Annotated in this window: 15 protein-coding genes; 14 read left to right on the plus strand and 1 reads right to left on the minus strand. The window is 35.9% G+C overall.

From position 1 onward, the window contains the following. The first annotated feature begins 209 nt into the window (after window positions 1–209). The 11 genes from GSA01S_RS01255 to GSA01S_RS01305 all read left to right on the plus strand — a co-directional run bounded on the left by GSA01S_RS01255 (window position 210) and on the right by GSA01S_RS01305 (window position 11,645). Window positions 210–608, plus strand: a complete 399-nt coding sequence (locus GSA01S_RS01255; RefSeq protein ID WP_066124025.1) for a hypothetical protein — start codon at window positions 210–212, stop codon at window positions 606–608. A 22-nt stretch (window positions 609–630) separates the two neighbouring features. Next, entirely contained in the window at window positions 631–1,368 is a 738-nt protein-coding gene (locus GSA01S_RS01260; protein ID WP_066124028.1) for a segregation and condensation protein A, read from the plus strand. Window positions 1,369–1,378: 10 nt separating this feature from the next. Further along, a complete protein-coding gene (scpB, locus tag GSA01S_RS01265) occupies window positions 1,379–1,975 on the plus strand; it encodes an SMC-Scp complex subunit ScpB (RefSeq protein ID WP_245631241.1) in 597 nt (198 codons plus the stop codon). After that, entirely contained in the window at window positions 1,975–2,697 is a 723-nt protein-coding gene (locus GSA01S_RS01270) for a pseudouridine synthase (RefSeq protein ID WP_066124031.1), read from the plus strand. Before scpB ends, GSA01S_RS01270 begins: the two co-directional genes overlap by 1 nt. Before the next feature lie 392 nt (window positions 2,698–3,089). Continuing rightward, the gene (locus GSA01S_RS01275; RefSeq protein WP_066124034.1) at window positions 3,090–4,844 is read left to right on the plus strand and encodes an ABC transporter ATP-binding protein; all 1,755 of its coding nucleotides are present in this window, start codon (window positions 3,090–3,092) and stop codon (window positions 4,842–4,844) included. After that, window positions 4,841–6,637 (plus strand): ABC transporter ATP-binding protein, encoded by a 1,797-nt coding sequence (locus GSA01S_RS01280; protein WP_066124036.1) that lies wholly within the window; start codon window positions 4,841–4,843, stop codon window positions 6,635–6,637. Before GSA01S_RS01275 ends, GSA01S_RS01280 begins: the two co-directional genes overlap by 4 nt. Window positions 6,638–7,403: 766 nt before the next feature. Further along, on the plus strand, window positions 7,404–8,594 hold the full coding sequence (locus GSA01S_RS01285; protein WP_066124040.1) for a hypothetical protein: 1,191 nt from the start codon (window positions 7,404–7,406) through the stop codon (window positions 8,592–8,594). Window positions 8,595–9,157: 563 nt separating this feature from the next. Next, the gene (locus GSA01S_RS01290; protein WP_066124044.1) at window positions 9,158–9,823 is read left to right on the plus strand and encodes a uracil-DNA glycosylase; all 666 of its coding nucleotides are present in this window, start codon (window positions 9,158–9,160) and stop codon (window positions 9,821–9,823) included. A 180-nt stretch (window positions 9,824–10,003) separates the two neighbouring features. Continuing rightward, window positions 10,004–10,228: a DUF2829 domain-containing protein gene (locus GSA01S_RS01295; protein ID WP_066124049.1), complete on the plus strand. Its 225-nt coding sequence runs from the start codon at window positions 10,004–10,006 to the stop codon at window positions 10,226–10,228. Then, on the plus strand, window positions 10,221–10,988 hold the full coding sequence (locus GSA01S_RS01300) for a 3-oxoacyl-ACP reductase (RefSeq protein WP_066124055.1): 768 nt from the start codon (window positions 10,221–10,223) through the stop codon (window positions 10,986–10,988). The genes GSA01S_RS01295 and GSA01S_RS01300 overlap by 8 nt, the downstream gene beginning before the upstream one ends. A 117-nt stretch (window positions 10,989–11,105) precedes the next feature. Continuing rightward, window positions 11,106–11,645: a QueT transporter family protein gene (locus GSA01S_RS01305; RefSeq protein WP_066124058.1), complete on the plus strand. Its 540-nt coding sequence runs from the start codon at window positions 11,106–11,108 to the stop codon at window positions 11,643–11,645. A 499-nt stretch (window positions 11,646–12,144) separates the two neighbouring features. On the opposite strand, the gene GSA01S_RS01310 is transcribed toward GSA01S_RS01305, so the two are convergent. Continuing rightward, window positions 12,145–12,327: a YjzD family protein gene (locus GSA01S_RS01310; RefSeq protein WP_066124060.1), complete on the minus strand. Its 183-nt coding sequence runs from the start codon at window positions 12,325–12,327 to the stop codon at window positions 12,145–12,147. A 158-nt stretch (window positions 12,328–12,485) separates the two neighbouring features. On the opposite strand from GSA01S_RS01310, the gene GSA01S_RS01315 reads away from it, so the two are divergent. From GSA01S_RS01315 to pyk, 3 genes are all read left to right on the plus strand, one after another. After that, the gene (locus GSA01S_RS01315; RefSeq protein WP_066124063.1) at window positions 12,486–15,821 is read left to right on the plus strand and encodes a DNA polymerase III subunit alpha; all 3,336 of its coding nucleotides are present in this window, start codon (window positions 12,486–12,488) and stop codon (window positions 15,819–15,821) included. Window positions 15,822–16,026: 205 nt separating this feature from the next. After that, window positions 16,027–17,001 (plus strand): 6-phosphofructokinase, encoded by a 975-nt coding sequence (gene pfkA / locus GSA01S_RS01320; protein ID WP_066124066.1) that lies wholly within the window; start codon window positions 16,027–16,029, stop codon window positions 16,999–17,001. A gap of 37 nt (window positions 17,002–17,038) precedes the next feature. Then, entirely contained in the window at window positions 17,039–18,799 is a 1,761-nt protein-coding gene (gene pyk / locus GSA01S_RS01325) for a pyruvate kinase (protein WP_066124069.1), read from the plus strand. Window positions 18,800–19,056: the final 257 nt, after the last annotated feature.

The following is a 19,056-nucleotide window of genomic DNA, read 5'->3' on the forward strand; positions in this document are numbered from 1 at the left end:
AATTTGACACTATCTGTTCTTAGGAAAGATTTGCATTTTTCGTCTTTTAATGTTAGTATATTTCGGTGATTAAGAGTTCAATAGTAAGACCTGAGGGATTCTCAGACAATGAATCAATAGCAATTTAAATTAACAAAAACGAAGTTCAAATGAACAGGACTCTTTTAAAAAGGTCATTTGTGCTTCAAAATTATGGAAAGAGGCATTACATGCTTATACGTTCAAAAAATAAAAATGAAAAAATAGTATGGGGATTATTATCATATACATTTGATGATTCAATGACATCGGCAGAGCAGCATGAAATCATTGAAGCGATTAAAGAAAATCCTAATTATGAGATTTTTCTATATAAAGGAGAAGACTCAGACAACTACATCGGAGTTTTGGTAGTTGAAATTAATAAAAACGTATCTGAGGAGATTGAAATGGCAATTTCCATTCATCGTGCTGCCTTATTACCGTCTTATCGAACAGAAGGATTGGGCTATCAAATGTATGTCGAATTAAGAGACTTATATCCTGAAGCATCGATTCAGGGATCGATTTTGATGAGTGAAATCGTTAAAAATTGGTCGATTAGATATCGTGAGGAAAATCAAGAATAGTAAGTTAGAGGAGTAAATCGAGATGACCAAAGAAATACTGAAACTAGAGTTAGAAGCATTTCAAGGTCCTTTCGATTTGCTTTTGCATTTAATTAAAGAATTAAAAGTCGATATCAATGATATTCCAATGACCGAAATTACGGAACAATATATTGCCTATATTAAAAGTATGCAAGAATTGGAATTAGATATTGCCGGAGAATATTTAGTAATGGCTGCTACTTTATTAGAAATTAAGTCGCGGATGTTGTTACCGATTGAGCCGATAGAAGACATCGATAGTGAATATGAAGGTGACCCTAGGGAAATCTTAGTACAACAACTCTTAATGTATCAACAATTTCAGCAAGTGGCCACTGCCTTAGAAATTAAAGAAGCCAATCGTTCTCATTTATTTACGCGACCGGCGGAAGATTTATCAAAATATCAAAGCGCAATTCCTTTACCAGAAAATGAAATATCCTTAGCACAAATAGCGGATGCTTTTTCATTAGCTTTACAACGTGAATTAGCACGAGCACCAAAAGAAAGACAAATTGAACACGATCCGCTAACGGTAGAACAGAAAATTGCTGAAATACGTACTATCATTCAAACTCATAGGGAAAAAATTAATTTTTCATCACTTTTAAATTCCCATTCGCGCCATGAAATTATTACAACTTTTATGGCAGTACTGGAAATGGTGAGAAAGCAATCGATTGTCTTTTACCAAGAAGAAGCACTCGCCCCGATTACGATTAAGGCAGTTGCACAATAGGAGGAATTTTTTGGAACCATTGATTAAAAGAATTCATGGCATCTTATTTGTTGCTGGCAATGAAGGGGTAACGAGAGAGCAACTTGCTAACGCTTTGGAAGTTCCTTTAACGGATGTGACCAATGCACTACAACAATTATCATTGGACTTACAACATGATGCGCAGTCGCCGATTGAATTGGTAAACTTTAATCAGCACTATCGCTTAATTACCAAGCAAGAACTCGAATTAGATGTTGAAAAATTTGCCCAGTCACCACTAACGCAACAACTTTCAAGAGCAGCTATCGAGACCTTAGCCATTATCGCCTATCGTCAACCGATTACCCGAATGGGGATTGACGAGATTCGTGGCGTACAATCCAGTGGTATGTTACAACGATTGTTGTTAAGAGATTTAATTAAAGAAGTGGGACGTGTAGAAGCACCAGGCCGTCCAGTTTTATATGGCACGACGGATTATTTTATGGATTATTTCGGGTTAACCACTTTAGAAGATTTACCGGAAATTGAACCACTGGCCTTGCATGGTCAACCGGTTAATGAATCATTATTTTCAACCAAACAATGGGAAATTGAATATTTTGACGAAGAGGAGTCAGATTAATGGAAAGACTACAAAAAGTAATGGCGCATGCAGGGGTAGAGAGTCGCCGTAAATGTGAAAGTATTATTCATGAAGGACGCGTAACGGTTAATGGCACAGTTGTCACTGAATTAGGATTCAAGGTATCGGCCAATGATAAAATTGAAGTCGATGGCGTGCCGATTTACCGTGAACACCCAGTGTATATTTTAATGTATAAACCTAAATCTTATATTAGTGCGGTTAGTGACGACAAAGGTCGTCCAGTGGTAGTAGATTTATTACCACAAATTGAGGAACGGATTTATCCTGTAGGACGATTAGACTATGACACAACGGGTTTACTATTATTAACCAATAATGGTGACTTTGCGAATTTAATGATGCATCCAAGTTCGCAAATGGATAAAGTCTATATTGCGAAAGTCAATGGGATACCGGATATTCAAGCGCTAAGACGTTTAGAACGCGGCATCGTTATTGATGGTAAGAAAACCAGTAAAGCCAGAGCAGAATTAATAAATTTTAATAAAGATAATAATACAGCAATTGTACAATTAACGATTCATGAAGGATGGAATCACCAAGTAAAACGAATGTTTGAAGCAGTCGGACATCCGGTAATGAAGTTAAAACGTGAACGCTATGCCTTTTTAGACTTAAAAGGTTTACAACCTGGCGACTCACGCGATTTAACGGCTTTTGAAGTGAATAAATTAATTCAAATGGCTGAAAATCGTTAAAAACTCCTAAAAATCGGGAGTGGGCAAGAAATAGCATAGCAATTGATTTTGGCTGTGTTTGCCCCAGACCGAAGCAGTGAGTACGACTCAAACGATATCTTAATGACTCGTTTGAGGCCAATAAACTGTTAACAGGCAAAGCATTTGACTGACTTGATGCCTAGCACGATATGTTCGCTATTAAATAACGAAACTTGTAAGAGTGGTATAAAAAGTGAAAATCCAGTGATTTTTTACTTTAACCACTCCTTTTTTTATTTAGGGATAGACGAGTATCATTGACTGAAAAGCTGACGAAAAATCGATTTTCGTGATAGAACTTAACAGTGTTAAATGATTGACTTATCAAATTTTAATGGTAAACTAATTATTGATATAAGGAGAGTGGTATTTTGGAGATATTTTCAAGATTAGGATGGTTTTTTAAACAAGAGAAGAAGCAATACATTATCGGTGTCTCACTGCTATTTTTAGTGAGTATTTTAGCGACGCTAGTACCAATGGTCATTGCAGCGATTATTGATGGGATGACAGCCAAAACATTAACAGCCAAACAATTGTGGATTTGGATTGCCATACTATTAGCTATTGCTGTTGCCCAGTATATTATGCGCTATTTTTGGCGAATGAATATTTTTGGAACAGGTGCTAAATTAGAAAAAATATTACGTCGTCGTTTATTTGTTCATTTTACTAAGATGGATTCGATTTTCTTTCAAGAACACCGTACCGGTGATTTAATGGCCCATGCAACGGTTGATGTTACCACGGTACGAATGGTTGCAGGCGGCGGAATCTTAACTTTATTTGATTCTATTTCTCAAGGTTTAATGACTATCTTCATGATGTTTTTTGCAGTCGATTGGCGCTTGAGTTTAGCGGCTATTTTACCACTCCCATTATTGGCGGTTATTATCCGTTTTAATGGGAAAAAGGTTCATTATCATTTCAGACATGCACAAGAAGCCTTTTCAACCATGAATGATAAAGTTCAAGAAAGTATGAGTGGCATGAAAGTCATTAAGACTTTTGGTGAAGAAGAGCGAGATATTGCAGATTTTGAAGCTCACACCAAAAAAGTGGTTGAAAAAAACCGCAATGCCTATCGTTATGATGCTTTGTTTAGACCCAGTATTCAAGCAGTGATGGGCTTATCATCGGTTATTTCAGTGTTCTATGGAGGCTATTTAGTTTCTAAAGGGGAATTAACAGTTGGTTTATTAGTAGCATTTCTAAATTATGTTACCCGCATGGGATGGCCGATGATTGCGATTGGACGCTTATTTAATACATTAGAACGTGGAGCGGTTAGCTACAATCGGATTGAGAATTTATTAAAAAATAAAACTCATATTGTCGAAGCGGCGGATGCTATAACAGCACCTGTTACCGGTGATATTGAATTTAATATTAATCAATTTACCTATCCAGGTGATCAAGAACCGACATTAGAGAATGTCCAATTTACCCTTAAACAAGGACAAACATTAGGGATTGTAGGGAAAACTGGTGCCGGTAAATCTTCGATATTCAAATTGTTAATGCGAGACTATGATCAATATGATGGTAAGATTAGTTTAAATGGAAATGATATTAAAGATTATTCATTAAATTCTTTATTAACCAACATCGGCTTTGTTCCACAAGATAATTTTCTTTTTTCAACTACTGTTCGTGATAATATCCGATTTGCGGATCCGCAAGCGGCCCAAGAGGACGTTGAAGCAGCAGCCAAATTGACCAGTGTTCATGATGATATTGAAGGGTTTACCAATGGTTATGATACATTAGTTGGTGAACGGGGAGTAGCACTGTCTGGTGGTCAAAAACAACGTATTTCAATGGCCAGAGCGATGATGATGAACCCAGAATTACTTATTTTAGATGATTCATTATCTGCGGTTGATGCTCGGACCGAAGAAGAAATTTTAAATGCAATAAAAGCCAACCGTCAAAATAAATCGACGATTATTTCAGCTCATCGTATTAGTAGTGTGATGCATGCCGATGAAATTATTGTCATTGATAATGGAACGATTTCAGAACGTGGCACACATGATGAATTAATTAATTTAGGTGGATGGTATAAAGAAATGTTTGACCGTCAACAATTAGAACAAGAATGGTCGAAAGAGGTGACAGAATGAGTGCACAAGAAACTTATAAATCGGATTGGGCTAGAAAAATGCCCGTAAAAGAACAAATTGATGTTTCTCGTCGTATCATGGCGTTCGCCCTAGAATTTAAAGGACAATTTATCTTAGCGATGCTCTTTAGTGCAGTATCATCTATCGTGACCGTCATAATGCCGCGTGTTATTCAAACATATATCGATAAGTATTTAGGAAATGCTAGTGGTACCTTACAAACAGCTTTATTATTTGCTTTAATTTACTTAGTGTTGATTGTCATACAAGCAATTAGTAATTACTATTCTTCTTTTTTATTTAGTATGGCTTCTGAAAAGACAGTAGAATCGATACGAAATAAAATCTTTCGCAAAATTAATGGCTTAGGAATGCGTTATTTTGATCAAACACCAGCAGGTTCCATTGTCTCAAGAATTACGAATGATACCGAAACATTAAAAGATTTTTGGGTGGTATTCTTCTCATTATTTGAAGGCATTGTCACCGCTACATCTGTTTTTGTAGGAATGTTTTTATTAAATCCGAAGATGGCCTTAATATTCTTAGGTTTCTTACCGATCATGTTAGCTGTTATTTGGTATTATCAATCTTATAGTTCACGCGTTTATCGTACTTTACGAGAAAATTTAAGTCGATTAAATACTAAATTGAATGAAAATATTACGGGAATGTCAGTAGTTCAACATTTTAGACAAGAACAACGGATGATTGATGAGTTTGATATTGATAACGAAGAACAGTATAGAGGACGTCGCAAAATGATTTCAATGCATGCATTAATGCTGAATCCTTTTATTGCGTTATTAGAATCAATATCATTAGCTATTGTCTTTTATGTTTTAGGAAATCAATTTTTTGATGGAGCGATTGAAGTGGGGATTGTTTATGCCTTCACTCAATATAGTACGACCTTTTTCAGACCAATGGGCATGATGATGGAAAGCTTGAGCCAAATGCAAGACGGAGTGGTTTCAAGTTCACGTATTTTGCGTGTCATGAATCATACAGAGTTAGTACCTGAACAATTAGTGAATGATGAAGCAACGATTGATCAGGCAAAAGTTGAATTTAAAAATGTTTCTTTTTCATATGATGGCAAACAAGATGTCTTAAAGGATATTACTTTTACGGTTAATCCAGGGGAAACAGTTGCTTTAGTAGGACATACAGGTAGTGGTAAAAGTTCTATTATCAATGTGTTGATGCGATTTTATGAGTACCATGCCGGTGATGTGTTAATTGATGGCCATAGTTTAAGGGAGTTTAGTTACGAACGATTAAGAGAGCAAGTAGGATTAGTATTGCAAGATTCATTTTTATTTTATGGAGATGTAGCGCGTAATATTCGTTTATTAGATACCTCCATAAGTGATGAAGAAATTAAAGAGGCGGCGCGATTTGTTAATGCTGATACCTTTATCGAAACAGATCCTAAAGGCTATCATAAGAAAGTGATTGAACGGGGTGCAAGTTATTCTAGTGGTCAAAAACAATTAATTTCCTTTGCTAGAACGATGGCACGTCATCCAAAACTTTTAATACTTGATGAGGCAACAGCGAATATTGATACTGAAACGGAAACGTATATTCAAAATAGTTTACAAAAGATGCGACAAGGACGAACGACAATTGCGATTGCTCACCGTTTGAGTACCATTAAAGATGCAAATGAAATATTAGTCTTAGATAAAGGCCGTATTATTGAACGTGGTACCCATGATGAATTAATTGCTTTACAAGGTACTTATTATCAAATGTACCAGTTGCAATCCATGAATAACGCATCATAAACAATGAGAAGTTATATTATTTTAATGAAGACATCTTAATTAGAATAGATACGTTGAACATTTTTTATTGAGTGAGCGAGAGGTAAGAAGTCATCGTTACTCAATGAAGCACTTACTCTAAAGATAGGGATAGGGATTGTAATCAGGATTCATTTCACTGAATGAAGCTAAGATACGATTTGTGTCAATTCAAAGGCTAGTCAAAAGAGTAGTTTGATACCTACTCCATTGTACGGGCGTTGGCAGAGGAAAGCTGGGCATAAACTTGATAAATTTAGTCAAGATATTGTTCATTAACTAAAAGGGCAGTGGTTGAGTGGCCTCAAACGGCGTCTTAAAGAGTAGTTTGATACCTACTCCAGCGTATGGGGGGTGGACAAACGAAGTGAAAATTATTTAATTTTCTACTTCTGGTCCACTCCCTCTTGCTTATTTCCGGTTTTGTGGTTTTCTAGTAGTTAGAAGACACAAAAAATTAAGTGTCTATGATAGTGATATTGTACTAACTTACGAATCGGTAGGGCGTGAACAGTAAGTATGACAAAGGTTTGGCTTTGTTCTAATTATATCTCACATGTTCGTCATTTAAACTATTCGCGTATCATTGTAGTTAGTACAAAGGAATATTTCGAATAAAACCATTGAAAACGGATAACAAAAGTCATATAATAAATTTATACTTAAGATTTTTTTAAGAAAGGAGACGTTTTCCATTAAAAAATTTATTTTATTATTAAGTGTTCTTTTAATAAGCTATAACAATACGATGGAATTGATTGCCAATGCAGAAGAATCGACTGAAACGTCTGAAATTGTGACAGAACAGACAACTATCGATTTTAGTACAAGCCATCTCTTAGAAGTACAGCCTTTTGATTTGAATCAATTTGTTATTACGGGTACAACGTCTCCTTTAGCAAAATTAAAAATTGATATTTCGATTGATCAACAATTGTATACATTTGATGGTGTAGCTGATCACAATGGACAATTTAATTTTAATAAAGACATTTTATTTGGCCCCGATGTTGTGATTGACGAGTCGTTATTACATTCTATAACGGTCACGAGTACTTCTAATGCAACCAATGAGCAAATACAAGAGTCGCTATATTCATCCGCTCCAGAACCGACATCGCAGACGACTCAATTGACAGCCATTGTAACCACTAAAACGAATGTTGAATTTTCAAAAACAAATGTCGGCGATATTTTTTTAACAGGATTTGGCGAAGGATATATCATTGAAGCGATAATGTCTAATGGTCAAGCTTATCAAGCTACTTTTGATGAGATGGGGTATTTTTATATTGAACTACCGTGGAAATTAGCAAGTGCGGAACAATTTCAAATCAATATCTATGATGCGAATCAAGTACTCATTGAAACGATTCCCATTACAATGGAGACGAGTGTAACCGATACGCAAGCTCCCAATGCCCCGACATTAGAACAACATTTAGTTGCGGGACAAATGGTCATCACTGGCTATAGTGAGGCCAATACTTTAGTATTACTGCGTTCAACGACCAAACCACCGGTCATTATTCCTACAGATGCGACGGGTTATTTTTACTTAGAATTATCGACACCAATAGAAGAGGAAGATATCATTTCGGTATTTAGTGTGGATTTAGCTGACAATATGTCTGAACAAGGAATTATCCAAGAGATTGTCCCCAATCCAAATCAACCTACAATACCAACAATTGAACCTGTGCAACAAGCTAGTATGCAAGTGAAAGGAAAAGCGGCTTCCAATACATTAATCGTGTTTAAGAGAGTGATAGCAGAAAAAGTTACTTTTCTACAGACAGAAACTGATGAAAAGGGACTATTTCAGATTAATTTAACGACACCTTTGTCGTCAGGAGAAACTTTAATCTTTTATTCAGCCCAAATACTAGCCTATAATAATATTATTTTAAGTGAGCCTGTGCAAATACTATTAGATTAAAATGCCAGCAAAAAACTTTAAATTAAACTGCTTTGTTCCAGTAAATTACGATATCGGTTATGAAATACGAATAAAGTATTAGGTAGTTTTCTAAATTGAACTGCTCCTGTTAAAGTAAGACTTTAAAATTTAAGTCTATTTAACAGGGGAAAGTTCTTTTTTGTTTCGTTAAAATTTTTACTCTTGATAATAACCAATACGGGTTTATTAAGTATTAAACATAGCCTACTCGAATGAGGATTATCGTAACATACTGTAGTAAGCTAACTAGACAGATTTTAATTTGATGAAATGTAAGGAGTGATTTTTACTTTATCAATCGATATCAAGGCCAATGTTCATGTTATGCCATACAAAATTTTCATACAAACCTTCGATGAGGCATTAATTAATCAAATGATTAAATTTAATTGAGATACTTTTACAATTTCCCTGTAGTTTGATAAACTATATGACGCAGTGAACATCATAAGATTTTAATGCTGATTACATTTTCAAGAGTGTTTTGAAAAGGATGATAGGTTACCTTTAACAACCTAAATATTTTATAGATGGAGTTTTTAATGAATAATTGTAATGATGCTAGTAACTGGAATGATTTTTTTGCCGGTTATTTTAATACACCAGCCGGCATCCAATTAAAAAAAGAGGTTGATTTGGAGTATCAAACGAATCAAGTATTTCCTCAATATGAGCAAATCTTTCATGCGTTTAAGCTGACACCATTAAATCAAGTAAGAGTAGTGATTCTTGGACAAGACCCTTATCATGATGATGGTCAAGCGCAAGGATTAGCTTTTTCAGTCCCTGATGGTATGAAGTTACCACCTTCATTGAGAAATATTTTTCAAGAGCTAGCCGATGATTTAGGCGTTGAGCCTCCATTGTCGGGTGATTTAAGCTATTGGGCTACACAAGGCGTTTTATTGCTTAACACCTCATTGACTGTAAGAGCACATCAAGCTAATTCCCATAAAAATATTGGTTGGCAATCCTTAACGGATCTCGTGATTCAACGATTAAATCAACAATCACAGCCTATCATTTTTGTATTGTGGGGTAAACCAGCTCAAAAGAAACGGGCGTTGATTACGAATCCACAACATTATATTTTAGAGGCACCTCATCCAAGTCCTTTATCAGCTTATCGCGGATTTTTTGGTTCAAAACCCTTTAGCAAAATTAATCAAATATTGGATAAGCATCCCATTCAATGGGTTAAAAAATGATTGGCCAAGAGTACGATGCTCTTTTATAAGGGTTGAGCCTGTAGATTTAAAATACAGATTCTATCAAAAAATTAGGCTAATCTAAGTAATATTACACAGCATGACTAACAATAAACGATTCATGAGTACGATGTATATTATTAATCAATAAAATAAATTATCAAAAAGGAGTTATTAATCATGACATTTGAAGCAATCTTACCAGAATTAAAAAAAGGAGCTAAAATTATTCGTAAAGGTTGGGGCGGTTATGAAGAATATGTAAAATATATTCCAGAAACTACCATTGAAGGTGTTACCATGACCCCTTATTTTGTCATTATGGTAAAAGGTGAAGGATATAGCATGTTTCAACCAACAGTCTGCGACATTTTGGCAGAGGATTGGATGATTGTCAATGACTAGTCCTAAAGTTAAGCGAGAACACTTTTTGCCACAGCAAATGACGGTTATCGTGACAGGTGCTAGTTCTGGCATTGGTTATGCACAAGTCCAAGCTTTTTTAAAAGCGGGGCACCAAGTTTTAGCGGTCGACAAAGTATCCTATCCAGATAATCTATCAGAAACAGACCGTTTAATTTTTATCAAAAAAGATTTAACCGACGAAGCACACGTTAAGGAAGTTTTTGAGGTTTTAAATCAAAAATATGGGCAATTACAAGTACTTTGTAATACGGCAGGAATGCTAGATAATTATCAAACAATTGAACAAACGAGCTTCAGTCAGTGGCAACAGATACTTGCGAATAATCTGACTTCTCAATTTTTAATGGCGAAGTATTCTTTACCATATTTATTAAAAAATCCAACCTCGCGTATTATCAATATGGCTTCTATAGCGAGCTTAACTGCTGGTGGTGGTGGAGTTGCTTATACAGCCGCTAAACATGCGATTGCAGGACTCACGAAACAGTTAGCCTATGATTATGCTGAACGTGGTCTAAGAGTCAATGCGATCGCACCTGGCGCTATTCAAACACCTATGAATGCGAATGATTTTATTGGTGAAGAGCCAATGGCAAATTGGGTAGCGGATCAAACACCAGTTAAACGTTGGGCTCAACCGGAAGAAGTAGCCGAATTAACATTGTTTTTAGCGAGCGATGCAGCTGATTATATGCAAGGCGTTGTTCTTCCACTTGACGGTGGTTGGTTAATACGATAAAATAACAGAGTTGTTAATAAACAACACGATGACACTTCGACGGAAGGAATATCTTCTGCATCCTTTGGTCATCGTTATTACTAGGCTAAGATGACAGCCTACAAAGGAGAATCAAAAATGAATCATCAAAGTTATACTGCGCAAAGTCGCACCATGGATTTGGTAAAATCCGCTATAGTCGTGTCTCTCTATATGGTCTTAACCTTATTAGTTGCACCAGTCGCTTATGGTCCAGTTCAATTTAGAATTTCAGAAATGTTAAATTTCTTAGGACTTTATAATCGTCGTTATATTTATGCTGTAACGTTGGGCGTCTTTTTAGCAAACTTTTATCAATATGGCCCAGTTGATATGGTAATCGGAAGTTTAACAACATTAGCTTCGATGTTTATTGGTCGTTGGGTAGGAAATTGGTTAGTATCATTAAATGAAAAACACCAATTCTTTAAATATGATCCGATGTTTTTAAGATATTTAGCGATGGCTGTAGTCTTTGCCGCAGGATGTATTACCATTGCGATTATGTTAGTAATGGTGGGCGCTGAAGCTGCATTTTGGCCAGTTTACGGTTCGTTATTTATCAGTGAATTAGTCGTCATGTTATTAGGAATCCCTGTGATGTATGCGATTAGTAAACGTGTTGATTTTAATGCTTAATAAATAAAAATAACCTTATAGTCAAGCAATGATTCCTATTGGAGTCGCTAGACTATAAGGTTTTTGTTTATCTGAAAGGCTAAATAGATTAACAAGAGAAGACATCACTAGTTCATGTATACTACTGTTGAATATTAAAAAAAGTTAAGATAGTATTAAGAGACGATAGGCTGATTAACTGATTTCCATTTTTATTTATTCTTTGATTAATGGGTATCTAAAGGTTAATGGGTTCGCAGTATTGATCTGCAGACAGACTCATGTTATCTCAAAAGGCGCTAATCTAACTAAAGGTTTCACAGTAACGCTTTTTAATGGCATTCATTTGATATTAAATTTCGTATATCTCATCAAACAGACTTATAGCCCAGCCCGTCAAAAGGCGCCAATTTAATTTCACGGTTATATCACTTCATCCATTTTTAAAAATAAAAAAACTAATGAAGCATTAAGTGTCAAGCCATTTACTGACGACACTCTGTTCATTAGTTTATTTTGATTAATGATCATGTTGGGGTTCTTGTTTTAAAATCGGAGCAATAACGAAAACAGTAATCGCAATAACAATACCTAATATTGAAGCACTTTTAAAGTCGTAGGCGGCAGTTGTTAATTGGCTTCCTAAATAATAAGCAACTTGACCTAGAATAAAGGCCCAAACTAGCGTGACGATATATTTCATAATATAACAACCTTCTTTCAGATTTAGTGTAACATAATTAATGAAAAACGGGTAGTCTTTCTATGATAATTTGTCGATTCGTAAAAAATTATTCAGTTTTGCTCCTTATCATAGTATAGTATAATAGACTTAAAGTGTTAAAAGAAAGGAGGAGGGCAATGTTATTAAATGTACAAACAGCTTATTCATTATTACAAAGTACTTTGCGTCTTGACCAGTATGTTCAACAAGCCAAACAATATGGTTATCAACAAATCGGTATTGCCGATATTAATAGTTTAATTGGCGTTGTTGAATTTTATCAAGTAGCAAAAGCGCAGGATTTAACCCCTATGATTGGTATGATCATGAAAACTCATGGATTAATACGACAAGATCGAGAATACAAAGTGCTTTTATATGCTAAAAATTACCATGGTTATCAAGAACTGATTGCCTTATCAAAAAAATTGTCACAAGAAAATTTAGGACTCCATGAACCATGGAGTTTTTTAAAAGAGCATACCGAAAATTTAGTGCTAATTTCGACTGGTAGTGAATCAGAATTAGAAGAGCTATTATTGGCGGGCGATTATGCCTCTGCTGAAAAAGTAGTCCGTTTGTGGCGTGAAATAATCGGATATGAGGATGTTTATTTTGGCATTGCTGCCTATCCTTATAACCCAAAAGATGTGGCATTATATACTAAATTTGCTCAGTCACATCATTTGACAATGGTAGCTAACCAAAAAGTAAATACATTAGAAGCCAAAGATTTATTTAGTTTGAAAGTATTGGAAGCCATCGATCAAGCCGAAACGATAGAATTGTCATTAAGAGAGATGAAAGGACATCATTTTCTATATCCGTTAGACGAATTAAGAACCATGTATCAATTAGCGAAAATACCGTTTGTCATGGAAAATACTCAGCAATTAATCAATCAACTTCAATTTGATATTCCGCTTGAACAGGCCTTCTTACCGAAATTTAAAGTACCAGATGGGTATGATGCGGATGCATATTTAAAAACTTTAGTAGAAGATTCGATGAAGGAAAAAGGTCTCTTTGAAAACCAGGCTTATGTCGATCGTGCTCATTATGAATTATCCATTATATCGCAGATGGGATTTAGTGATTATTTTTTAATCGTATGGGAAATTATGGATTTTTGCCAGAAAAATAATATACGGGTAGGTCCTGGGCGAGGTTCCGCAGCAGGCGCATTGGTCAGTTATTTATTAGGCATTACCTTTGTTGATCCTTTGCAGTACGATTTACTATTTGAACGTTTCCTTAATCCTGAACGCTATAATATGCCGGATATCGATCTGGATATTCCTGATAACAAACGTGATTTAGTATTAAAACACATTGAAGAACATTATGGTCATTCTCAAGTGGCTCAAATTGGGACACTGGGAACATTTGGCGCCAAACAAGCAGTGCGGGATACTTTAAGAGTATTAGGTGCGTCAACTCAAGAGATGAGTCAATGGTCTCGTTCAATACCGACGGAATTAAATATAACGTTAGAACGCGCCTATACCATCTCCGCTAAATTACGAGAAATTGTACAAATGAATGATCAAAATCGTGCCATTTTTCAAGTTGCTTTAACATTAGAAGGATTACCACGTCATATGTCAACCCACGCAGCAGGAGTTATTATTCATGATGAACCACTTGAACAAATAATACCAGTTATGGAACGATCTAACCAAATGTTGTTATCGCAATTAACGATGCATCATGTTGAAAAAGTTGGTCTCTTAAAAATGGACATCCTGGGATTAAGAAATTTATCGCTGCTTGACGATATTTTATTAAATATTAAGCGAACACATGGTCAAACATTAGATGTTTATCAATTTCCGATGAATGACGAAGCAACGTTGGCTTTATTCAAAACGGCCGATACTAATGGCGTTTTTCAATTTGAGTCGGAAGGGATTAAAAATGTCTTACGTAATTTACAACCAAGTGAATTTGAAGATATAGTCGCCGTCAATGCCTTATTTAGACCGGGTCCGATGCAACAAATTGATGAATATATCAAACGTAAAAAACAACAAGTACCCGTTGAGTATTTACACCCTTTGTTGGAACCAATATTAAAATCAACCTATGGCATTATCATTTATCAAGAACAAGTCATGCAGATTTGTCAACAGTTAGCTGGTTTTACCTTAGGACAAGCCGATATTTTACGTCGAGCAATGGGTAAAAAACAAGCGAATATCATGCAAAGAGAACAGGCACACTTTATTGAAGGGGCCCAAGAACGTGGCATTGAAGCTGATTTAGCGCAAAAGATTTATCATTATATTGAAGCCTTTGCCAGTTACGGGTTCAACCGTTCCCATGCGGTTGTTTATTCTACATTGGCCTATCAGTTGGCTTACTTAAAAGCACATTATCCCTTAGAGTTTTACCAAGCAATCTTGAATCAAGGACGTTCCAATTTAAATAGTTTTGTCGATTATATCGAAGAAGCAAAAAGGCGTTTAGGTAAAATTTTACCGGTTGATATTAATCGCAGTTTTCGTGGAGTGACGATTGAAGAGGATGCATTAAGAATCGGATTTGAAAGTATTAAAGGCCTTCGACGTGAAATGATTACTCATATTTTAGATGAGCGTAAATTGGAGGGTAATTATCAAGATTTATTTTCGTTTTTAGGACGCTTACCGAAGAAATGGCAAAAACAAGAATTGATTGAAAATCTAGTTCGAGCGGGTGCCTTTGATAGCTTTGGTTATAATCGTGCCACCATTTTTTATAATTTACCAAGTTTCCTACAAAGTATCGAATATAGTGGCTTAAACCTTAACTTATTTGAAGCGATTGAACCAAAAGTGGACATACAAGAAGAATGGTCGCAGACAAAAATAGCTACAGAAGAAAAAGAGGCTTTAGGCTTTACACTGGCACCACATCCATTAGAACAGTATCAAGCACAGTTAGAGGCATTAGACGATTTAAATAACCTTTATCAAATGAAAATTAAACGTAAAATAAAGACAATTATTTTTGTACAAGATTTACGAGTAATTGAAACTAAAAAAGGGGATGAAATGGCCTTTGTCACAGCGGATACTGGAAAAAATGAAGTATCGCTAGTCGTATTCCCCAATGTTTATATACGTAGAAGTCGTTTGATACAACCGCATGCCATCTTATATATGGAAGGGACAGTTGATCGTAGCCGTCGAGGCGAAATGCAAGTCATTGTGAATCATTTGGCACCAGTAGACGAGTATATCGCTGTAGAAGAAAAGTCAAAATCGATGAGCAAATGTTTTATTCGTCTGACAGCTAATATTGACCTAAAAGAAGTAGTTGAATTTGTCAAAAAATTAGCAACAGAAAATCCTGGTCCATGTAACATTATTTTTGTGACGGAAGATAAAAAGACTTGGCAATTAGATGACACCTATCGAATAGGGTTTGGGCAAAGCGTTCAAAAGGAATTAGAAAACCGTCTAGGCAAGCAAAATATAGCTTTTCGTTAAGACGATTTGATTGATTTTATGAAGTGTTTATGAAAATTAACTCATTTTCACAAAAAGGTTGATTTTGTAAATGTTTACATAAAAATAATTGTAAAATAAATCTTAATTTCTTGACAAATACATGACTTATATTAAAAAAAATGATACAATACCCATGAAGAGTCGAGTTGTGATTCTTGACAAAAAAATTGAGGTGAAGTTTTATATGAAACGTATTGCCGTTTTAACCAGTGGTGGCGATGCTCCAGGAATGAACGCAGCGATTCGTGCTGTTGTTGAACAAGGTGCTCACCATGGCATTGAAGTGGTAGGAGTAAACTATGGCTTTAAAGGTTTGGTTGAAGGAAACTTTAGAGAATTGACTGTTGCATACTGTCAAGATAAGATTCGTCGAGGTGGGACTTTCTTATATTCAGCACGTTTCCCAGAGTTCAGAGAAAAAGAAAACCAGCTTAAAGCTATCGAACAAATGAAAGCTAACGGTATCGAAGCTCTAGTAGCAATCGGAGGCGATGGTACTTTTACCGGAGCGTTACAATTACAAAAACATGGTTATCCAATTATCGGTATTCCTGGAACGATTGACAATGATATTCCTGGAACGGAATACACGATTGGATTTGATTCTGCTGTTAATAACGCCTTAGATGAAATTGATAAAATATCTGATACAGCATCTTCTCATAACCGTACTTTTGTGGTGGAAGTAATGGGCCGTCATGCAGGAGATATTGCTGTATGGGCTGGGGTTGCAACGGGTGCTGATGCGATTGCGATTCCTGAAGCAGATTTTGATATGAAGGATATTGTAAGACGTGTCCACTCTGGTCGTGCGAATGGTAAAGATCATTCAATGATTATCTTAGCTGAAGGTGTAATGGGTGTTGACGAATTTATCCATGGTTTCCAAAAAGTAGATCCTGGTATGGCAATTCGAGGTATTACTTTAGCCCACGTTCAACGTGGTGGTAGTCCAAGTGCTCGTGACCGTGTTTTTGCAACTTTAATGGGTGCACGTGCGGTTGACTGTTTAATTAATGGTGAAGCTGGTCTGTTTATGGGTGTGAAAGGTGAGCAATTCGCTACATTCGATATTATCGAAACTTTAGAGAAAAAATCTCATGCTGTACGTCAAGATTTATACCAATTAAACCAAGATTTAACTGATAAAGCCAACTAACATTATTTTGAAGTTCAATTAAAAGGAGAAAACATAGATGAAAAAGACTAAAATTATTTGTACTTTAGGTCCAGCAACTAATACACAAGATAAAATGGAAGCATTAATAAATGCCGGTATGAACGTTGCTCGTTTTAACTTTTCACATGGTAACCATGAGGAACATTTAGAGCGTTTCAATGCTTTAAAAGCAGCGCGTGAAGCAACGGGTAAATTAAATACAGCAATCCTTTTAGATACTAAAGGACCAGAAATCCGTACAAATGACATGGAAAACAATGGCGTCGAATTAGTCCGTGGAAATACTATCCGTATTTCAATGACAGAAGTATTAGGAAATGCTGAAAAATTCTCAGTTACTTATGCTGATTTAATCAATGATGTAGCTCCTGGTAATCATATTTTATTAGATGATGGTTTAGTTGATTTATTAGTTACAGAAATCGACCATGAAAATGGTGAAATTGTAACCAAAATTGAAAATACTGGTGTTTTAAAATCTAAAAAAGGTGTTAACGTACCAAATGTTTCCGTTAATTTACCTGGTATTACCGATAAAGATGAATCAGATATTCGTTTTGGTGTACAAAACGGAATTGACTTTATTGCAGCTTCTTTCGTACGTCGTGCAAGTGACGTTATGGAAATCCGTGCAATTTTAGAAGAAGAAGGCGACTCAAAAGTTAAAATCATTTCTAAAATTGAAAACCAAGAAGGTGTAGATAACATCGAAGAAATCTTAGCTGTTTCTGATGGTATCATGGTTGCACGTGGTGACTTAGGGGTAGAAATCCCAACTCATGAAGTGCCAATCGTTCAAAAATATATTATTAAAAAATGTAACGAAGCAGGTAAACCAGTTGTAACAGCTACTCAAATGTTAGACTCAATGCAACGTAACCCACGTCCAACTCGTGCAGAAGCAGGGGACGTAGCAAATGCTATCTTTGATGGTACTGATGCGGTAATGTTATCTGGTGAAACAGCAGCAGGTGACTTCCCAGTTGAAGCAGTTACCACAATGGCTGATATTTGTGTTCGTACAGAAGCAGCGTTAGAAGGTCAAGATGCTTTTGCTTTAAAACGTTACGATCAATCAGACATGACCGAAGCCATTGGACAAGCAGTTGGTCATACAGCGCGTAATTTAGGTATTGAAATTATTGTAGCAGCAACTTCTTCAGGTCATACAGCTCAAATGATTTCTAAATATCGTCCAAATGCCACTATCGTAGCAGCTACATTTGATGAACAAACAGCTCGTCGCTTATCAATTACTTGGGGTGTTAATGCACACGTGATTGAACGTCCTGCTTCAACGGATGAAATGTTCGATAATGCAACAGCTTTAGTTCAAGAAAAAGACTATGTTTCAGAAGGTGACTTAATCCTTATCACAGCAGGTGTACCGGTAGGTGAATCTGGAACAACTAACTTAATGAAAATTCAAGTTATTGGAACTCAATTAGCTAAAGGTGAAGGTGTTGGTAATGGACACTTTATTGGTAAAGCAATTTTAGCAGAAGATGCAGAAACAGCTAACAAAAATGCTGTCATCGGATCAGTGTTAGTTGCTCGCACAACCGATAAAGACTATGCACCAGCATTAGAAAAAGTTGGCGCAATTATTACTGAAGAAGGCGGAATCACTTCCCACGCAGCTATTATGGGGATTGAACGTGGTATTCCAGTAATTGTCTCAGCTAAAGAAGCTTTAGACAAAATTGCTAATGGTGAATTAATTACTGTAGATGCTCGTCGTGGCGTTATCTACCGTGGTGCTACCATTAGTATCTAATTTAATTAAATATACATAGTGAGTCATCAGAACGATTGGGTTCTGAACTCTGCTTGAATAATTAGCTCGAACTTCGGTTCGGGCTATTTTTCATGTGCGCCCAGCATGGGCGTTAACTTGGCAATTTCACTCAGATTAATGCTCATTAATAAAAAGCGCAGTGGTTGAGTGGTATCAAATGGCATCTAAACGTAGCTGACAATAATCTTAAAATTATTGTGCGTTAATTAAAACGGTAGTGGTTGAGTGGTGTCAAA

Source organism: Globicatella sanguinis NBRC 15551, assembly GCF_001552295.1.
Classification (GTDB): Bacteria; Bacillota; Bacilli; order Lactobacillales; family Aerococcaceae; genus Globicatella; species Globicatella sanguinis.